This window comes from Ferruginibacter profundus (assembly GCF_054783275.1).
Window position 1 is genome coordinate 1,239,344 of the sequence record NZ_BAAGQW010000001.1, and the last position, 14,649, is coordinate 1,253,992.

The 14,649-nt window shown below is 39.1% G+C and carries 15 protein-coding genes; 9 read left to right on the forward strand and 6 right to left on the reverse strand.

Annotated features, from left to right (window positions below):
• Nucleotides 1–4: 4 nt before the first annotated feature.
• Both ACYVM0_RS05240 and proS read right to left on the reverse strand, forming a co-directional pair.
• Nucleotides 5–454 carry a hypothetical protein gene (locus tag ACYVM0_RS05240; protein ID WP_460553532.1) on the reverse strand — a complete coding sequence of 150 codons (450 nt, stop codon included), beginning with the start codon at nucleotides 452–454 and terminating at the stop codon, nucleotides 5–7.
• Between the two features lie 101 nt (nucleotides 455–555).
• Nucleotides 556–2,034: a proline--tRNA ligase gene (gene proS / locus ACYVM0_RS05245; RefSeq protein ID WP_460553535.1), complete on the reverse strand. Its 1,479-nt coding sequence runs from the start codon at nucleotides 2,032–2,034 to the stop codon at nucleotides 556–558.
• Between the two features lie 203 nt (nucleotides 2,035–2,237).
• Here proS and ACYVM0_RS05250 point away from each other — a divergent pair, with 203 nt between their 5' ends.
• From ACYVM0_RS05250 to ACYVM0_RS05260, 3 genes are all read left to right on the forward strand, one after another.
• A complete protein-coding gene (locus tag ACYVM0_RS05250) occupies nucleotides 2,238–2,930 on the forward strand; it encodes a hypothetical protein (RefSeq protein ID WP_460553538.1) in 693 nt (230 codons plus the stop codon).
• Nucleotides 2,931–3,026: 96 nt separating this feature from the next.
• The gene (locus ACYVM0_RS05255) at nucleotides 3,027–4,607 is read left to right on the forward strand and encodes a hypothetical protein (protein WP_460553541.1); all 1,581 of its coding nucleotides are present in this window, start codon (nucleotides 3,027–3,029) and stop codon (nucleotides 4,605–4,607) included.
• A gap of 69 nt (nucleotides 4,608–4,676) precedes the next feature.
• Complete coding sequence (locus ACYVM0_RS05260; protein ID WP_460553544.1) at nucleotides 4,677–5,087, forward strand: hypothetical protein; 411 nt, start codon at nucleotides 4,677–4,679, stop codon at nucleotides 5,085–5,087.
• Here the strand turns inward: ACYVM0_RS05260 and miaA are convergent.
• From miaA to ACYVM0_RS05275, 3 genes are all read right to left on the reverse strand, one after another.
• Nucleotides 5,035–5,934 carry a tRNA (adenosine(37)-N6)-dimethylallyltransferase gene (gene miaA, locus ACYVM0_RS05265; protein WP_460553547.1) on the reverse strand — a complete coding sequence of 300 codons (900 nt, stop codon included), beginning with the start codon at nucleotides 5,932–5,934 and terminating at the stop codon, nucleotides 5,035–5,037. The two genes, ACYVM0_RS05260 and miaA, sit on opposite strands and share 53 nt — an antisense overlap.
• A gap of 199 nt (nucleotides 5,935–6,133) precedes the next feature.
• A complete protein-coding gene (locus tag ACYVM0_RS05270) occupies nucleotides 6,134–6,712 on the reverse strand; it encodes a plasmid pRiA4b ORF-3 family protein (RefSeq protein WP_460553550.1) in 579 nt (192 codons plus the stop codon).
• 105 nt (nucleotides 6,713–6,817) lie between these two features.
• Nucleotides 6,818–8,233 (reverse strand): CCA tRNA nucleotidyltransferase, encoded by a 1,416-nt coding sequence (locus ACYVM0_RS05275; protein ID WP_460553553.1) that lies wholly within the window; start codon nucleotides 8,231–8,233, stop codon nucleotides 6,818–6,820.
• Between the two features lie 252 nt (nucleotides 8,234–8,485).
• Between ACYVM0_RS05275 and lon the strand changes: the two genes are divergently transcribed.
• The 4 genes from lon to ACYVM0_RS05295 all read left to right on the forward strand — a co-directional run bounded on the left by lon (nucleotide 8,486) and on the right by ACYVM0_RS05295 (nucleotide 13,183).
• Nucleotides 8,486–10,885, forward strand: a complete 2,400-nt coding sequence (lon, locus tag ACYVM0_RS05280) for an endopeptidase La (protein ID WP_460553556.1) — start codon at nucleotides 8,486–8,488, stop codon at nucleotides 10,883–10,885.
• A 441-nt stretch (nucleotides 10,886–11,326) separates the two neighbouring features.
• Nucleotides 11,327–12,211 (forward strand): transglutaminase-like domain-containing protein, encoded by an 885-nt coding sequence (locus ACYVM0_RS05285; RefSeq protein ID WP_460553559.1) that lies wholly within the window; start codon nucleotides 11,327–11,329, stop codon nucleotides 12,209–12,211.
• Nucleotides 12,192–12,485 carry a DUF952 domain-containing protein gene (locus tag ACYVM0_RS05290; protein ID WP_460553562.1) on the forward strand — a complete coding sequence of 98 codons (294 nt, stop codon included), beginning with the start codon at nucleotides 12,192–12,194 and terminating at the stop codon, nucleotides 12,483–12,485. The genes ACYVM0_RS05285 and ACYVM0_RS05290 overlap by 20 nt, the downstream gene beginning before the upstream one ends.
• Nucleotides 12,486–12,604: 119 nt before the next feature.
• Nucleotides 12,605–13,183, forward strand: a complete 579-nt coding sequence (locus ACYVM0_RS05295; protein WP_460553565.1) for a hypothetical protein — start codon at nucleotides 12,605–12,607, stop codon at nucleotides 13,181–13,183.
• 11 nt (nucleotides 13,184–13,194) lie between these two features.
• Here the strand turns inward: ACYVM0_RS05295 and ACYVM0_RS05300 are convergent, their stop codons facing one another.
• On the reverse strand, nucleotides 13,195–13,641 hold the full coding sequence (locus tag ACYVM0_RS05300; protein ID WP_460553568.1) for a GNAT family N-acetyltransferase: 447 nt from the start codon (nucleotides 13,639–13,641) through the stop codon (nucleotides 13,195–13,197).
• A 55-nt stretch (nucleotides 13,642–13,696) separates the two neighbouring features.
• Between ACYVM0_RS05300 and ACYVM0_RS05305 the strand changes: the two genes are divergently transcribed.
• Both ACYVM0_RS05305 and ACYVM0_RS05310 read left to right on the forward strand, forming a co-directional pair.
• Complete coding sequence (locus ACYVM0_RS05305) at nucleotides 13,697–14,026, forward strand: tRNA-binding protein (RefSeq protein ID WP_460553571.1); 330 nt, start codon at nucleotides 13,697–13,699, stop codon at nucleotides 14,024–14,026.
• Nucleotides 14,027–14,121: 95 nt separating this feature from the next.
• Entirely contained in the window at nucleotides 14,122–14,634 is a 513-nt protein-coding gene (locus tag ACYVM0_RS05310; RefSeq protein ID WP_460553574.1) for a methylated-DNA--[protein]-cysteine S-methyltransferase, read from the forward strand.
• The last annotated feature ends 15 nt before the right edge of the window (nucleotides 14,635–14,649 follow it).

Genomic DNA, 14,649 nt, shown 5'->3' on the forward strand with positions numbered 1-14,649 from the left:
GGTTTTAAAAAAGATTATAAATACTGATCAATATACTGATCATGGAAAGAATAGCGATGATGATATAATGCACTTTCAATGCTTTAAGACCATCATTCACCATGGTAATATTTTCAGCAGCGAGCCCTTTACGTATCCTGTTGGCAAAGGCTAAAAGAAAATAATAGGTAACTCCTACTACCGCTACAATAACTACCAGTGCTACTACCAGCCCTATAATAAAAGCCGTCTTGAAATCATCGGGGTTTTCATAACTACTGGCGGAAAAGGTATTGCTGTTAATTAAAGTATCGCTGTAAAACGCAAAAAACAAAACGATCAAACCAACAATGCTGAAAAAAGTTATGGCAATAAACTTTGCCCACCTGGAAGTTTCTACCAGGTAGCCCGAAGCTTCGTTGTCAATTGTAAGTTCTGTTTCTGACGAAAGGAAATCTTCCTGTAGCTGATCCATAAATTATATTTAAGCATTGCGAATATGTATAACTTTCTTTAAAGTACAAAAGAAAAGGCATTGAAATTTCAATGCCTTTTACACTATTTATCAAACGCTTTTTAATAAGCTCTTGCAAATAACACTCTTTGCGTACTTGGTTTGCCTGTTAAAATACAAACGCCGGCTTCCTGTTCATTGTTCAATGGAATACAACGGATGGTTGCCTTTGTCTGTTCTTTAATTTTATCTTCAGTTTCGCCTGTACCATCCCAATGTGCTGCTACAAAACCACCTTTTTCATCCAGTAATTTTACAAATTCATCCCAGGTATTGGCGTTGGTAATGTGTTCATTTCTGAATGCAAGTGCCCTGTTGTAAATATTTTGCTGAATGGTATCCAGCAATTGTAATACATAGCCGGCAAGGCCATCAATACTAACGCTGCTTTTTTCTTTGGTATCCCTTCTTGCTAATTCCACCACATTATTTTCAATATCCCGCAGGCCCATGGCAATTCTTACCGGCACGCCCTTTAATTCGTATTCTGCAAATTTCCATCCGGGGCGGCTGTTATCGTTGTTATCGTATTTTACTCTTATACCCAATGCTTTTAACTGTCTTACTATGGTATTTGCTTTGTCATCAATCACTGCTTTACTTTCTTCTCCCTTGTATACCGGAACAATTACTACCTGCGTAGGGGCGATCCTTGGCGGCATTATCAACCCCTGGTCATCACTATGTGCCATTATCAATGCGCCGATCAACCGGGTAGAAACACCCCATGATGTAGCCCACACATAATCCAGTTTATTATTTTTATCGCTGAATTTTACATCAAATGCCTTCGCAAAATTTTGTCCTAAAAAGTGTGAGGTACCTGCCTGCAATGCTTTACCATCCTGCATCAATGCTTCAATGCAATAGGTATCTTCGGCACCGGCAAAACGTTCATTAGGTGTTTTTACACCTTTAATAACCGGCACTGCCATATACTGCTCCACAAAGTCGGCGTACACATCCAGCATCTTTGTGGTTTCTTCCACAGCTTCTTCTTTGGTTGCATGTGCAGTGTGACCTTCCTGCCATAAAAATTCGGCAGTACGTAAAAACAAACGGGTACGCATTTCCCAACGTACTACGTTTGCCCATTGATTAATAAGCAGGGGAAGATCACGGTAAGATTGTATCCAGCCTTTATACGTATTCCAGATAATGGCTTCGCTTGTGGGGCGGATGATCAGTTCTTCTTCTAATTTAGCTTCGGGATCAACCATTAATTTCCCTTTATTATCAGGGTCATTTTTTAAACGGTAGTGTGTTACAATGGCACATTCCTTTGCAAAACCTTCTGCATTTTTTTCTTCTGCCTCAAATAAACTTTTGGGTACAAATAACGGAAAGTAGGCGTTTACATGCCCGGTGTCTTTAAACATTCTGTCCAGCTGGTCCCTCATGTTTTCCCAAAGGGCAAAGCCATAAGGTTTTATCACCATGCAACCACGTACCGCCGAATGATCGGCCAGGCCGCTCTTTATAACCAGGTCGTTATACCATTGCGAATAATCTTCTGCCCTTGATGTTAGTTCTTTTGCCATTTTCCTTTGTACTGCCCGTGGCAGGTATTTTATTGTTCAGTAATTATAAATCATTAATGCCAAACCATTTAGCACATCTTTAACAGCAAAACATTAAACCCGGCTGTCTTATGGCAAACAGTTTGATACATATTAACCATAAAGTGCTTTTAAAACCAGCACAAAAGTAGTAACTTCATTTTTAAATCATTAAAACTATTGCCATGAATGCTAAAATTTTACTCATTGCCTTATCTGCAGCCGCTTTTACCAGTTGCAGTACTGCCTACAAAAGTGGCCAAACACCCGATGATGTTTATTATAGCCCGGTAAGACCTGTAGAAGAAAGAAAAGATAATGACCGTAACAGAGAAGAAGCAAAACCTGCCGAAAATACTGCAGATAATAACAGGATAAGAATGACGATACGTGACCGCAGGTGGAGAGACCTGGATAACGATTACGATTACAGCTATAACAATAGCCCTTACCATTACTGCCATTGCAACTGCAATAATTATGGGTATTATTACAACCCTTACTATTATTCAAAACCATTGTACTATCCCCGGGTAGTACCCGCAGTTGCCGTTAACAGCACTCCAAGAATGGTGAATTTAAATACGTATAAAAATTATTCGAGCGCTATTGTAACCAATCCTAAAACCGGCGCTACCACTACACAATCTTCATCAAGGCAGTATAACAACAGCAATAACGGAGGTAGTAAATTTGGTAATATTATAAGAGAAGTGTTTACACCCAGTGGTAATAACAGTAATAACAATTCCTCATCCAATAATAACAATACCAGGACCTACACTCCATCTACCAACAACAGTTCCGGCAGCAGCAGTGGTTCTTCATCTGGTGGCAGCAGTTCCGGCACCAGTGTTCCAAGGCCCGGAAGAGGTTGATAGTAACTATTGACTATAGCAACGCAATTGTTCCGCAAAGCAATTGCACTACTTAATTATCCAAACTAAATTATTGGACTGTAAAACTTATACGCCATGAAAAAATATTTACTCCTTATAAATCTTTGTATCAGCTCTGCAATTTTTGCTCAAACACCCGAAGATGCATTACGCTATTCCTATTACCCACAAAATGGTACTGCACGTAATATGGCTATTGGTGGTGCCATGGGATCGTTAGGCGGAGATATCAATGCCACTTTTGTTAACCCTGCAGGCCTTGGTTTTTATAAAACCGGTGAATTTGTTTTAACCCCGGGTTTTGTGCTGAATAATAACAAAGCCAACTTCAGGGAAACAGCCAACCAAAGTAAAAAGAACAGTTTTGGATTTGGCACCAGCGGATGGGTTTGGGGTTTTGGCGACAGGTATAAACCAAAAGTAAGTAACGCCATAAGTTTAGTGGTAACACAAACAGCTAATTTCAACAATAGCATACAGTACAAAGGTTTAAATAATTACAGTTCGTTCGGTGAACAATTTGCAGAAGAATTTGCAAAAAGCGGCCGTACCATAAACGAAGTGCTGACCACACAATCGCCTTTGCCTTATGGTTCGGCCATTGCTTTAAATACTTACCTGATAGATACTTTTTCTACCGTTGTAAACGGGCAAAGGGTATACAAGGTAAAAGCGGCCCCTGAATTTATTTTAGATGCAGGCAATGCCATCAGGCAGGAAATGCTGCATACCACAAGCGGTGGTATTACAGAGCTGGCATTGGGCTTTGCACATAATCATGAAGACAAATGGTTTTTTGGTGGCACATTTGGTGTTCCGCTGGTAAACTATAAAAGCTATACCAATTTTAAAGAATTTGATACTTCTGCCAATAACAGGAATGGGTTTAAACAATTTGAATATACCGACGATTTTACCACTAAAGGTGTAGGCTTTAATCTTAAGCTGGGTGCCATTTACAAACCACAGGAATATGTGCGTATTGGTTTAGCAATCCACACACCTACTTATATGCTGCTTACCGATACCAGGGTAACTACTTTAAATACACAAACGGAAAGTCCTTTCTGGAGAAGTAACTACAGCCTGGATACTACCGTAATTGAAACTTCAAAAACCTTTACCAATAACCAACCCGGCGAAAGCAAATACACACAAACCACTCCTTTTAAAGCTATTTTAAGTGCTTCGTATGTATTTCGTGAAGTGAGCAATGTAAAAAAACAAAGAGCATTTATAAGTGCAGATATAGAGTATGTAAGCTACGGCGGGTCCAGGTTTGGCAGCAATAACGAAAGCCCTAGTGATGATGAAAAACTGTATTACAAACAACTCAATTCGGTGGTAAAGAGTGAATATAAAGGCAATTTCAATTTCAGGGTGGGTGGCGAGTTAAAGTTCAATACCATTATGGGAAGATTAGGTTTTGCCTATTACAGCAATCCTTACAAAGACGCCCCAACAAAAGTAAATAAAATGTTGCTGAGCGGCGGCCTGGGTTACAGGAACAAGGGTATGTTTATCGACCTTACCTATGTACATAATATTGCCAAAGATATTGACCTGCCCTACCGCCTGGAAGACAGGGCCAATACCTATGCCAGCCTTAAGCAGCAGCGTGGTAATATAGTGGCTACTGTAGGATTCAAATTTTAAAATATTTTTTTTTGACATGTGTAACTATTTTGCCAGGTAAGGCGTATTTTTATGATAAACTCACCTGCCATGAAAAAATTCACCATTTTATTTACCGTTTTTATTGCATCCTGCTTAACTATTAAAGCAGAAGAATCTTTAGGGCAATATGCTGCCAGGTACAAATTTCCGCAGGGAAGTGTTATCAGTGAAGTGAATGTTGTTTTTGAAAATGGGGTATTGCACCTGAATTCTTCGCTGGGAACAACCTCCCTGGAAACAACCGGTGATGATAAATTTTATATGCCGGCTAACAGCGGTACAGTAACTTTTTTAAGAAATGAGGGGAAAAAGATAACCGGGATCAAATTTGCGGTACAGAATATTTCACTTGAAGGAAGCAAGGAAGAAAAAAGCACTGATATTGATGTGCCCCCTGTGTATAAATCTACATTCCCGATAAAAAATCTGCCGGCCATGTTAGCGGGAGATGGGGAGTAAGCCATTTTATTTGGGGATCTTTTTTAAACCATGTCATTTGCCGCTTGGCATATTGGCGGGTGTTGATTTTTATTCTTTCCACTGCATTTTCCAACGATAAATTGCCTTCAAAATAATCAAACAATTCCCTGTACCCTACTGTTTGCAATGCATTCATGTTTTTATATGGCTCCAGGTTTTTTACTTCTTCTAACAAACCTTCCTGCATCATGGCATCAACACGTTGGTTAATATTTTTTACCAATTCTTCCCTGGGCAGCTCCAATCCGATTTTTATGATATTAAAATCACGTTGCTTTTTTTGCCTGGTTTGAAAATCAAGGATAGATTTTCCGCTCGATAATTTTACTTCAAGTGCCCTCATTAAACGTTGCGGATTTTTTATCTCTCCCTGCGCAAAATAAACCGGGTCGTTTTTTTCTATTGCTTCCTGTAACCATAGCAACCCTTTTTGCTGGTAGCCTGCAATGATACTTTCTCTTATTGCTGTATCCACCACAGGCACTTCATCAATACCGTCGCAAAATGCTTTGATGTACAAACCTGTACCCCCAACCATTATAGCTGTATCATGCTGTTTAAAAACCTCATCGATCTTTTGTAAAGCATATTGCTCAAATACTACCGCATTTACATCTTCCTGTATTGAATGAGAATTAATAAAATAATGCGGCGCCGATTGTAATTCCCGTGCAGAAGGTTTTGCTACTCCAATATTAAGCTCTTTAAAACATTGGCGGCTGTCGGCTGAAATTATTGACGTGTGTAGTTGTTGTGCCAGTTGAATGGCGAAGGCAGTTTTACCAACAGCTGTTGGCCCTGCTACAACAATGCAAGTTTTGGTCATTGTAAATAATTGAGTTTGTAAAGAACCCTTATTTATGAATGAATAATTTTATAACGGATAATTAATAATGGCAGAAAGTTGTGGCATCATTAATTGAAAAGCAACAGCAAAACAGAAAAAATATTACCTGGTTAAAGGGATGACAGTAATGAATTAATTGAAAAATCATTCATGCTTCATTTATCAATTATCCATGCTCTTAAAAACCATCGTTGCCTTCATCTGCACTTGCTGTTTCTTCTTCCTCTCCTCCTTCAATACCATCATCGTCACCTTCTTCACTAAAGCCTTCTCTTAGTGCATCAGGTTGCAGGTCGTATTTTTCTTCCATTTCAGCCAGGCGGCTGTCTACTAATCCTTTGGTGCCATATTGAGATGGGGCAATGCCTTCCGTTCTTACACAAACGGGATAGGTTAATTTTTTATTTTCTTCTTTATCTACATTGATCAGTTCTACCATAAAATGCCAGAACTTATTAAAATCGTATTCGTAAATAAATTTCTGGTTCGGGTTGCTGATCTCAGAGCTGATAGGTGTTTCAGACATGATCAGCGGCTCTGCCTTATAGGGCTTATCATATTTCTCCAATGAAATTTCCCTGCCACGAAGCCAGTTATCATTACTGCGGTAAAAAGTTGCCTTATGTTTGTTATCGAACTCGTAACTTTTTAAGATACATCCGTGCAGGTCCGAAAAATTTTGTGTATGACGGATTGCAATATCACGGTAAATACTGTCGTCATCTTCCCAATAAACTCTGAAACGTAAAATAGCCATATTGTAAAATTAAGGAAATATGCATTAACTAATAAAAAAGGAATTTGGATTCAGGAATCCGGAATCGGGGTTAAAAATGAAGCGAACCCGGCATTAGTAACCTGGTTACCCGTTAATGATTCCCAATTCCCGGGCCTTATCCAACATATAGGCAAATGCCGCATCATACTCATTGGGAATAACACCATCTAAAATGGCTTCCCTGATAGCCGTTTTAATATCACCTACCTGCCGGGATGGAGGCAAATTAAATGTGGCCATAATAATTTCGCCGGTGATGGGTGGCTGCCAGTTGCGCAGGTGGTCGCTTTCCTCTACCTCGGCACAGCGTTTACGCACCATATCAAAATTATTTAAGTAACGCTGTACTTTTTGTTTGTTTTTAGAGGTGATATCGGCAGCACATAAAGTCATCAAGGCTTCAAAATCTTCACCTGCATCTACCAGCAATCTTCTTATGGCACTATCGGTAATATTTTCTTTGGTAAGACTGATGGGGCGCAAATGCATTTCCACCAGCTTACGCACAAACTTCATTTTTTCATTTTGTGGCAGTTTTAACTGGGCAAATATCTTTGGCACCCACTTGCCACCTAATGCTTCGTGCCCGTGAAAGGTCCAGCCATGGCCTTCTTCAAATCGTTTTGTTGCCGGCTTTGCAATATCGTGCAAAATGGCAGCCCAGCGCAGCCACAGGTCGTTGGTATTTTCAGAAATATTATCCAATACCTGTAAGGTGTGATAGAAATTATCTTTATGCCCCATTCCATCCACGTATTCGGCACCAGCTAATGCCACCATTTGCGGAAAGATAATCTTAAGCAAGCCGGTTTTGTACAACAGGTCAAAACCAACAGAAGGTTTGGATGCCAGAACAATTTTATTCAGTTCATCGGCAATTCTTTCGCCGCTTACAATTTTTATACGCCCCGCATTTTCGCTAATGGCAGCTAAGGTCTTTTCTTCAATGGTAAAATTTAATTGGGTGGCAAAACGGATGGCCCTCATCATACGCAAAGGGTCATCGCTGAAAGTTATGCCTGGTGCCAAAGGTGTTTGCAGCATTTTTTGTTCAAGGTCTTTAATACCATTGAACGGATCGATCAGTACGCCGTAATCAGCTGCATTTAAACTTATAGCCAAAGCATTAATGGTAAAATCTCTCCGGTTCTGGTCATCTTCCAATGTGCCCGATTCCACTGCAGGTTTACGGCTGCTGAAATCATAACTTTCTTTCCTGGCACCAACAAATTCTATTTCGAGCCCTTCAAATTTTATTTGTGCAGTGCCAAAGTTTTTAAAGAAATGTACTTCCGGTTTGGGCGTAAATTGTTGCGCCACCGCATGTGCCAAAGCAATACCATCGCCTACACAAACCACATCCATGTCTTTGGAATTTCTGCCTAAGATCTTATCTCTTACAAAACCACCAATTAAATAACAGGGTACCCGGATTGTTTTAGCCGCAGCTGCAATTTTTTCTAAAATTATGAGTTCTTTATTGGTGCAGTTAATATACATGGAGTGCAAAGATAAACCCCTGTTCCCTAAAGGGGAACTTAAAAAGTTACTTTATTCTTTTATCAAATCAGACAAACAATAAAACAACCTGATTAGAATTTTACTTATAAAAAGAGTCATTAGTCATTTTACTCTTCGTAAGCGCCTGCAGGGGTTTGGGGCTTGGCATCAATATTGACTATATACACGTTCGCACAAAAAACAGGGTTTTAACTGTGTGGTTTGACAATTTGACTTTATATTTAATTAATTATGGATAAGAAATTTTATTTACAGGGGCCGGAAGATGAAATGGAGTTTATGCCGATCATTCCCCTGAATGAAGAAGAAGAGGCAAATGCTGATGAACAGGCTATTCCAGCGGAATTACCGATTCTGCCTTTAAGAAATACCGTACTTTTTCCCGGTGTGGTAATACCCATTACCGTGGGCAGAGATAAAAGCATAAAGGCAGTAAATGACGCTTACAAGGCTGACAAATTGATAGGCGTAGTAGCGCAAAAAGACAGTAACGTGGAAGAGCCTGTGGTGAGCGACCTGGAAGATATTGGCACTGTGGCTAAAATTGTAAAATTGATAAAAATGCCCGACGGCGGCACTACCATCATCATACAAGGCCGCAAACGTTTTAAGATTGAGGAAATAACTACCGACGACCCGTATTTTAAAGCTATCATAAAAGTTTTACCCGAAGAGAACCTGAAAGGAGATGCTGATTTTGAAGCAATGGTGGGCAGTATTAAAGACCTTGCCGGGCAAATTGTGGGCCTCTCTCCCAACCTGCCCAGCGAAGCCGCTATCATTTTAAAAAATATAGAAAACCCTTCGTTTTTAATTCACTTTGTAAGCAGCAATTTAAACAGCGATATTAAAGAAAAACAAAAGCTTTTAGAGATCAGTAATATAAAAGCAAGAGCTGAGTTGTTGATGAATTTGATGCAGACTGAATTGCAGTATGCCGAATTAAAAAATAAAGTGACCAATAAAACAAGGAACGAATTAGATAAACAACAAAGAGAATATTTTTTACAACAGCAGATGAAAGCCATCAAAGAAGAATTGGGTGGCGATAATGTAGCTGAGGTTAAGGATATGCAGAAGAAAGCCGAAACAAAAAAATGGCCTAAAGCTGCAAAGGAGATGTTTACCAAAGGGGTGGAAAAGCTGGAACGCATGCATCCTTCCACACCTGATTATTCGGTTACCTACAATCATCTTGACCTGATGCTTGACCTGCCCTGGGGAGAGTATACCGAAGACCAGTATGATCTTAAGAAATCGAAAAAGATCTTAGACCATGATCATTACGGGATGCAAAAAATTAAAGAAAGAATTTTAGAATACCTGGCGGTACTGAAATTAAAAGGTGATATGAAGAGCCCGATACTTTGTTTTTTAGGCCCTCCCGGTATTGGTAAAACCAGTTTGGGAAAAAGTATTGCAGCCGCTATCAACAGAAAATATGTAAGGGTAAGTTTAGGTGGTTTGCACGATGAGAGTGAAATACGTGGCCATCGTAAAACTTATATTGGTGCCATGCCCGGCAGGATCATTCAGTCGATACGTAAAATAAAATCAAGCAACCCGGTAATGATACTGGATGAAATTGATAAGGTGGGTAATACTGTTCATGGCGACCCTTCATCTGCATTGCTGGAAGTATTGGACCCTGAGCAAAACAATAGCTTTTACGACAATTATTTAGAACTGGAATATGACCTGAGTAAAGTACTGTTTATTGCCACAGCAAATAATATCAGCAATATTCAACCGGCATTAAGAGATCGCCTGGAAATTATTGACCTGAGTGGTTATGCTGTAGAAGAAAAAATTGAAATCGCTAAAAGGCATTTAATGCCCAAGCAAAAAGAAATGCATGGCTTAAGCGAAAGCAGTTTTAAATTAAGCGATAGCGTACTCCAAAAAATTATTGAAGATTATACAAGAGAAAGTGGCGTAAGAGAACTTGACCGTCAGTTAGCCAGCGTAATGCGCTACCAGGCAAAAGAACTGGTGATAAAAGGGAAATTAAAAGCCACCATCACCAATAATGATATTGAAAAAATATTAGGCAAACCAAGATACAGCAATGACCTGTACAAAATTGCCAATATGCCCGGCGTAGCGGTAGGCCTTGCCTGGACCTATGTGGGTGGTGATATTCTTTTTATAGAAACACAATTGAGCGAAGGCAAAGGCGAATTAAAATTAACCGGCAACCTGGGCAATGTGATGAAGGAAAGCGCCAGCACCGCATTAACTTATTTAGAAGCCAATTGCAAAAAAGTAAATATCGATCCTGCAACTTTTAATAAAAAAGATATTCATATTCATGTGCCTGAAGGTGCTGTGCCTAAAGACGGGCCAAGCGCAGGCATCACCATGTTATCTGCATTGGCAAGTGCCTTTACAGGACGTAAAATAAAACCTTACTTAGCCATGACGGGTGAAATTACTTTACGTGGCCAGGTATTGCCCGTGGGTGGTATTAAAGAAAAAGTACTGGCAGCAAAGCGTGCAGGGTTAAAAGAAATTATTATGTGCTGGCAAAATGAAAAGGATGTGGAAGAGATCAACAGCCAGTATATTAAAGGCATTAAATTTCATTATGTAAAAACCATGCAACAGGTACTTGAACTGGCACTTGTATAATGTTGAAACATTTAATATTTACCAGATTAACAAAGTATTTTTAAAAATATAAAACCTTTACAAACAAAACCTCGTATCTGATGTTTTACAATTATCAGCATGTTTCATGTTGGTTGTTTTAAGGGTTAAAGAAATTCCCGCCGATTCTTCGGGGGGAATTTTTTTAGGGCACACGGATCGTATGGATAAAAAAATGATATTCTTTAAACGCTGCAATTGAACTCACCGCACTTTAAAAAGGATAATATTTCGACATGCTTAGTAGTTTTTTTCTGGTACGCAGAATACAATGCTGGTTAAATAGTCCAACTTTTTTGTAAAGCAGAAAAAATCCGGTATCATCCGTTTCACCCGTTCAATCCGTGTTCTATTAAAGTTAATAACGGTTGTGGAAAATTTTAACTTCTTTATTCAGTTTCCTTTTCCGAATTTCAATTACCGATGAAGGAAAACAAAGAAATATCAGCCTTACTCCATTTGATCGACGACCCGGATGAATTTGTTTACAGCACCGTAAGCGATAAAATTATTTCATTTGGTAAAGCAATTATACCCAACCTGGAAAACCTTTGGGAGAGTACTACCAATGAAGAATTGCAGGAAAGAATTGAATTACTGATTCACCGTTTGCATTTCCGCGACCTTACCAATGATTTTACTGCCTGGGCTGAAGGTGATGCCGATCTGTTGCAAGGCGCATTGCTGGTGGCAAAATATCATTATCCCGATTTAAATAATAATACGGTGTACCAGGAGATAGAAAAACTGAAACGAAATATCTGGCTGGAGCTGAACAGCTATCTTACACCATTGGAACAGATCAACGTTATCACCAGTATATTGTACAATTACTACAAACAAAAGGGCGTTGAATTTGCCTACAATAATCCTGATGATTATTTAATTAACAAAGGCCTGGAAAGTAAAAAAGGTAATGCGGTAAACAATGGTATCATCTATTTAGTGCTTTGCGAAATGCTGGATGTGCCGGTAAAAGCCATCAATATTCCCCGGCAATTCATCATGGCGTATTTTGATCAGCAGCATGACCTGTTAAATCCTGTTGGCCATTCATCTGAAAAAATAAATTTTTATATTGACCCTCTGAACGGGCAAATGTATAGCCATAAAGATGTAGAGAATTATTTTAAACGCATTTCCGTTCCGCCAACCAATTCTTATTTCCGTCAACTCAGCAATAAAAGAATTATCCAGTTTTTATTGGAAGAACTGAGTAAATGTTTTGATAACGACCGTAACCGCTACAAGATGGACGAGTTACTTTCACTGTCTTATTTATTAGATAATGATATACCACGTAGTTAATTACCCGCAATGGCAGGAAGCTGTTGCACAGGGCTTTTACGAGCATCCCTCTTTAGCTAAAGAAGGTTTTATACATGCCAGTATGAAAGAGCAGGTGCAGGGCGTAATTGAAAGATACTATGCCAATCAAACCGACCTTTTAATATTACATATTGATGAAGGCAAATTAGAGTCGCCACATATTTTTGAATTAGCACCTTCTATTAATGAAGAGTTTCCGCATATTTACGGCAGGATAAATCTGGATGCAGTGGTGGATATTACGAAGTGGTGAGAAGGACTTGGTAATCAGGATTGGCGCTTATACAGTCGATCTTCGCTGTTATCTTCGTCGGGGCCATGTTTGCAACGAGCCACATACAATAAATTAAAACCTGCTAACAGAAAACTTCAATGGAATACACATCTGACAATAATCCGGATTATGATGCATTTCATAAAAAAATGAGAACCAGGTCAAAAACAAAATCTACTTATAGAAGGGTTTTAAAAGTTTATGATATCATTATTGAAAATGAAGATTCAGATAGTGACTATTGGTGTTCCGGAGGAAATAGCTTAATTATAAACGAATTAATAGCATTTGAACATTTTGACTGGACGGCTTTAGAAAACGACCTGATAAACTGGACACCAGAACAACTATTAATCATTGCAACTGCATTAGTACAAGGAGACAAACTTAATCAAAGTAAAAGTATTATTGCTGAAAGAAGTTACCTTTTTGCGTATATAATTGCAATAGCCGATAATACTGTTGCAGGTGACTTACTTGATGATTTTGAATTTATTGCGATGGGGGAAGCAAAACCGCTTGATTTATTATTAGCTGTTAAAGAAAAAGTTGACAGCATAACAAATCTTCCCTATGCAGTTGAATCAAAACTTAATGAAGAATATTGGTTTTCAAAAGTAACTGTTGAAAAATTTTATACTCTAATTAAAAGTGAATTGGAAAAAGCCAGGGGATAAATCAACTATTTTCATTCCAACCCCAACTCATAAAAATAATCCTCCACCCTCTTCCAGCCATTCTTTTCGTACACTGATTGTGCTGTAAGATTATCAGCACCGGTTTGCAACATCAGCCATCTTGAATTGGTTTCAATGCCAAATTCTTTTGCCTTTTGCAATAAAGCAGCGGCAATTCCCTTGCCTCTTACTGTTTCGTTTACATACAGATCGTTCAGCAACCAGCTGCGTTTTAAACCTACAGATGAAAAGACAGGAAACAACTGGCAGAAGCCGACAGCAATATCATCATCAAAAGCAATAAAGATCACGGATTCTTTATTCAATAATCTTTGCCACAAAAAATCGGCTGCAGCACTTTCATCAGAAGGTTGTTTATAGAATATACGGTAAGCATTGAATAAGGGCGCTACCAGTTTTACATCTTCCAGGCCTGCTTTTTTTATTACTACGGGCATTTTACTTAATTTAGTTTTCAATACTACTTCATTTATTTATAATAAAAAAAATACAATGATCAGCTGGAGTGATTTTGAAAAAGTAGATATAAGAGCAGGTACGATTACAGAGGTGAACGATTTTCCCAATGCCAGGAAACCCTCTTTTCAATTAACGATTGATTTTGGTGAACTGGGTATTAAAAAATCATCGGCACAAATTACTGCTTTATACGAAAAAGAAAAACTGGTGGGCAAACAGGTAATTGCAGTAGTAAATTTTCCGGTAAAACAGATCGCTAATTTTTTCAGTGAATGCCTGGTACTGGGGGTATATAACGAAAGCAACGATGTGGTGTTATTACAGCCATCGTTGCAGGTAAAGAATGGTTGCAAGATCGGTTAAGGGTCGGGACGGCTCCGGGCCGTTAGGCCCTTTTAGCATTAGGTGTCTGACGGTTGTAACAGACGCGACACCTGAATAAAATTAAAAAATCACAAATGAGTACCAACATTGCCTATTATCAATCACCTGTTGGTGTATTAGAGCTGAGAAGCAATGGCGATTCGCTATCACATTTATTATTCTGCAATAGCTGGAAAGGTAATGCTGTAAATGAAGCTGATATCAATTTTACGGTACCTCCATCCACCGTAATTCAGCATTGCATCACTCAATTAGATGAATATTTTGCAGGCAGTCGCATGGCATTTACAATAGACATCGCTCAGGAAGGCACCGCCTTTCAACAAACCGTGTGGGCAGCATTATGCCATATCCCTTATGGCAAAACGATCAGCTACCTGGAATTGAGTAAAAGAATTGGAAACGTAAAAGCCATCAGGGCTGTGGGTACAGCCAATGGCACCAACCATGTTTCAATTATTGTTCCCTGTCACAGGGTAATTGGAAGCAATGGCAGTCTTGTTGGGTATGGCGGAGACCTGTGGCGAAAAAAATGGCTGCTGGAGCATGAAGCGAAGTATGCGTATGGGGTGCAGCAGCTTTTTTAATGTGCCCGCTGATCA

Coding starts and splice junctions, on each gene's coding strand:
- ACYVM0_RS05240 (WP_460553532.1), bottom strand. CDS start 454: ATGGATCAGCTACAGGAAGATTTCCTTTCGTCAGAAACAGAACTTACA.
- ACYVM0_RS05295 (WP_460553565.1), top strand. CDS start 12,605: ATGGAATACACATCTGACAATAATCCGGATTATGATGCATTTCATAAA.
- ACYVM0_RS05260 (WP_460553544.1), top strand. CDS start 4,677: ATGAAAAAATTCACCATTTTATTTACCGTTTTTATTGCATCCTGCTTA.
- ACYVM0_RS05305 (WP_460553571.1), top strand. CDS start 13,697: ATGATCAGCTGGAGTGATTTTGAAAAAGTAGATATAAGAGCAGGTACG.
- lon (WP_460553556.1), top strand. CDS start 8,486: ATGGATAAGAAATTTTATTTACAGGGGCCGGAAGATGAAATGGAGTTT.
- miaA (WP_460553547.1), bottom strand. CDS start 5,934: ATGACCAAAACTTGCATTGTTGTAGCAGGGCCAACAGCTGTTGGTAAA.
- ACYVM0_RS05250 (WP_460553538.1), top strand. CDS start 2,238: ATGAATGCTAAAATTTTACTCATTGCCTTATCTGCAGCCGCTTTTACC.
- ACYVM0_RS05255 (WP_460553541.1), top strand. CDS start 3,027: ATGAAAAAATATTTACTCCTTATAAATCTTTGTATCAGCTCTGCAATT.
- proS (WP_460553535.1), bottom strand. CDS start 2,034: ATGGCAAAAGAACTAACATCAAGGGCAGAAGATTATTCGCAATGGTAT.
- ACYVM0_RS05270 (WP_460553550.1), bottom strand. CDS start 6,712: ATGGCTATTTTACGTTTCAGAGTTTATTGGGAAGATGACGACAGTATT.
- ACYVM0_RS05300 (WP_460553568.1), bottom strand. CDS start 13,641: ATGCCCGTAGTAATAAAAAAAGCAGGCCTGGAAGATGTAAAACTGGTA.
- ACYVM0_RS05275 (WP_460553553.1), bottom strand. CDS start 8,233: ATGTATATTAACTGCACCAATAAAGAACTCATAATTTTAGAAAAAATT.
- ACYVM0_RS05310 (WP_460553574.1), top strand. CDS start 14,122: ATGAGTACCAACATTGCCTATTATCAATCACCTGTTGGTGTATTAGAG.
- ACYVM0_RS05285 (WP_460553559.1), top strand. CDS start 11,327: ATGAAGGAAAACAAAGAAATATCAGCCTTACTCCATTTGATCGACGAC.
- ACYVM0_RS05290 (WP_460553562.1), top strand. CDS start 12,192: ATGATATACCACGTAGTTAATTACCCGCAATGGCAGGAAGCTGTTGCA.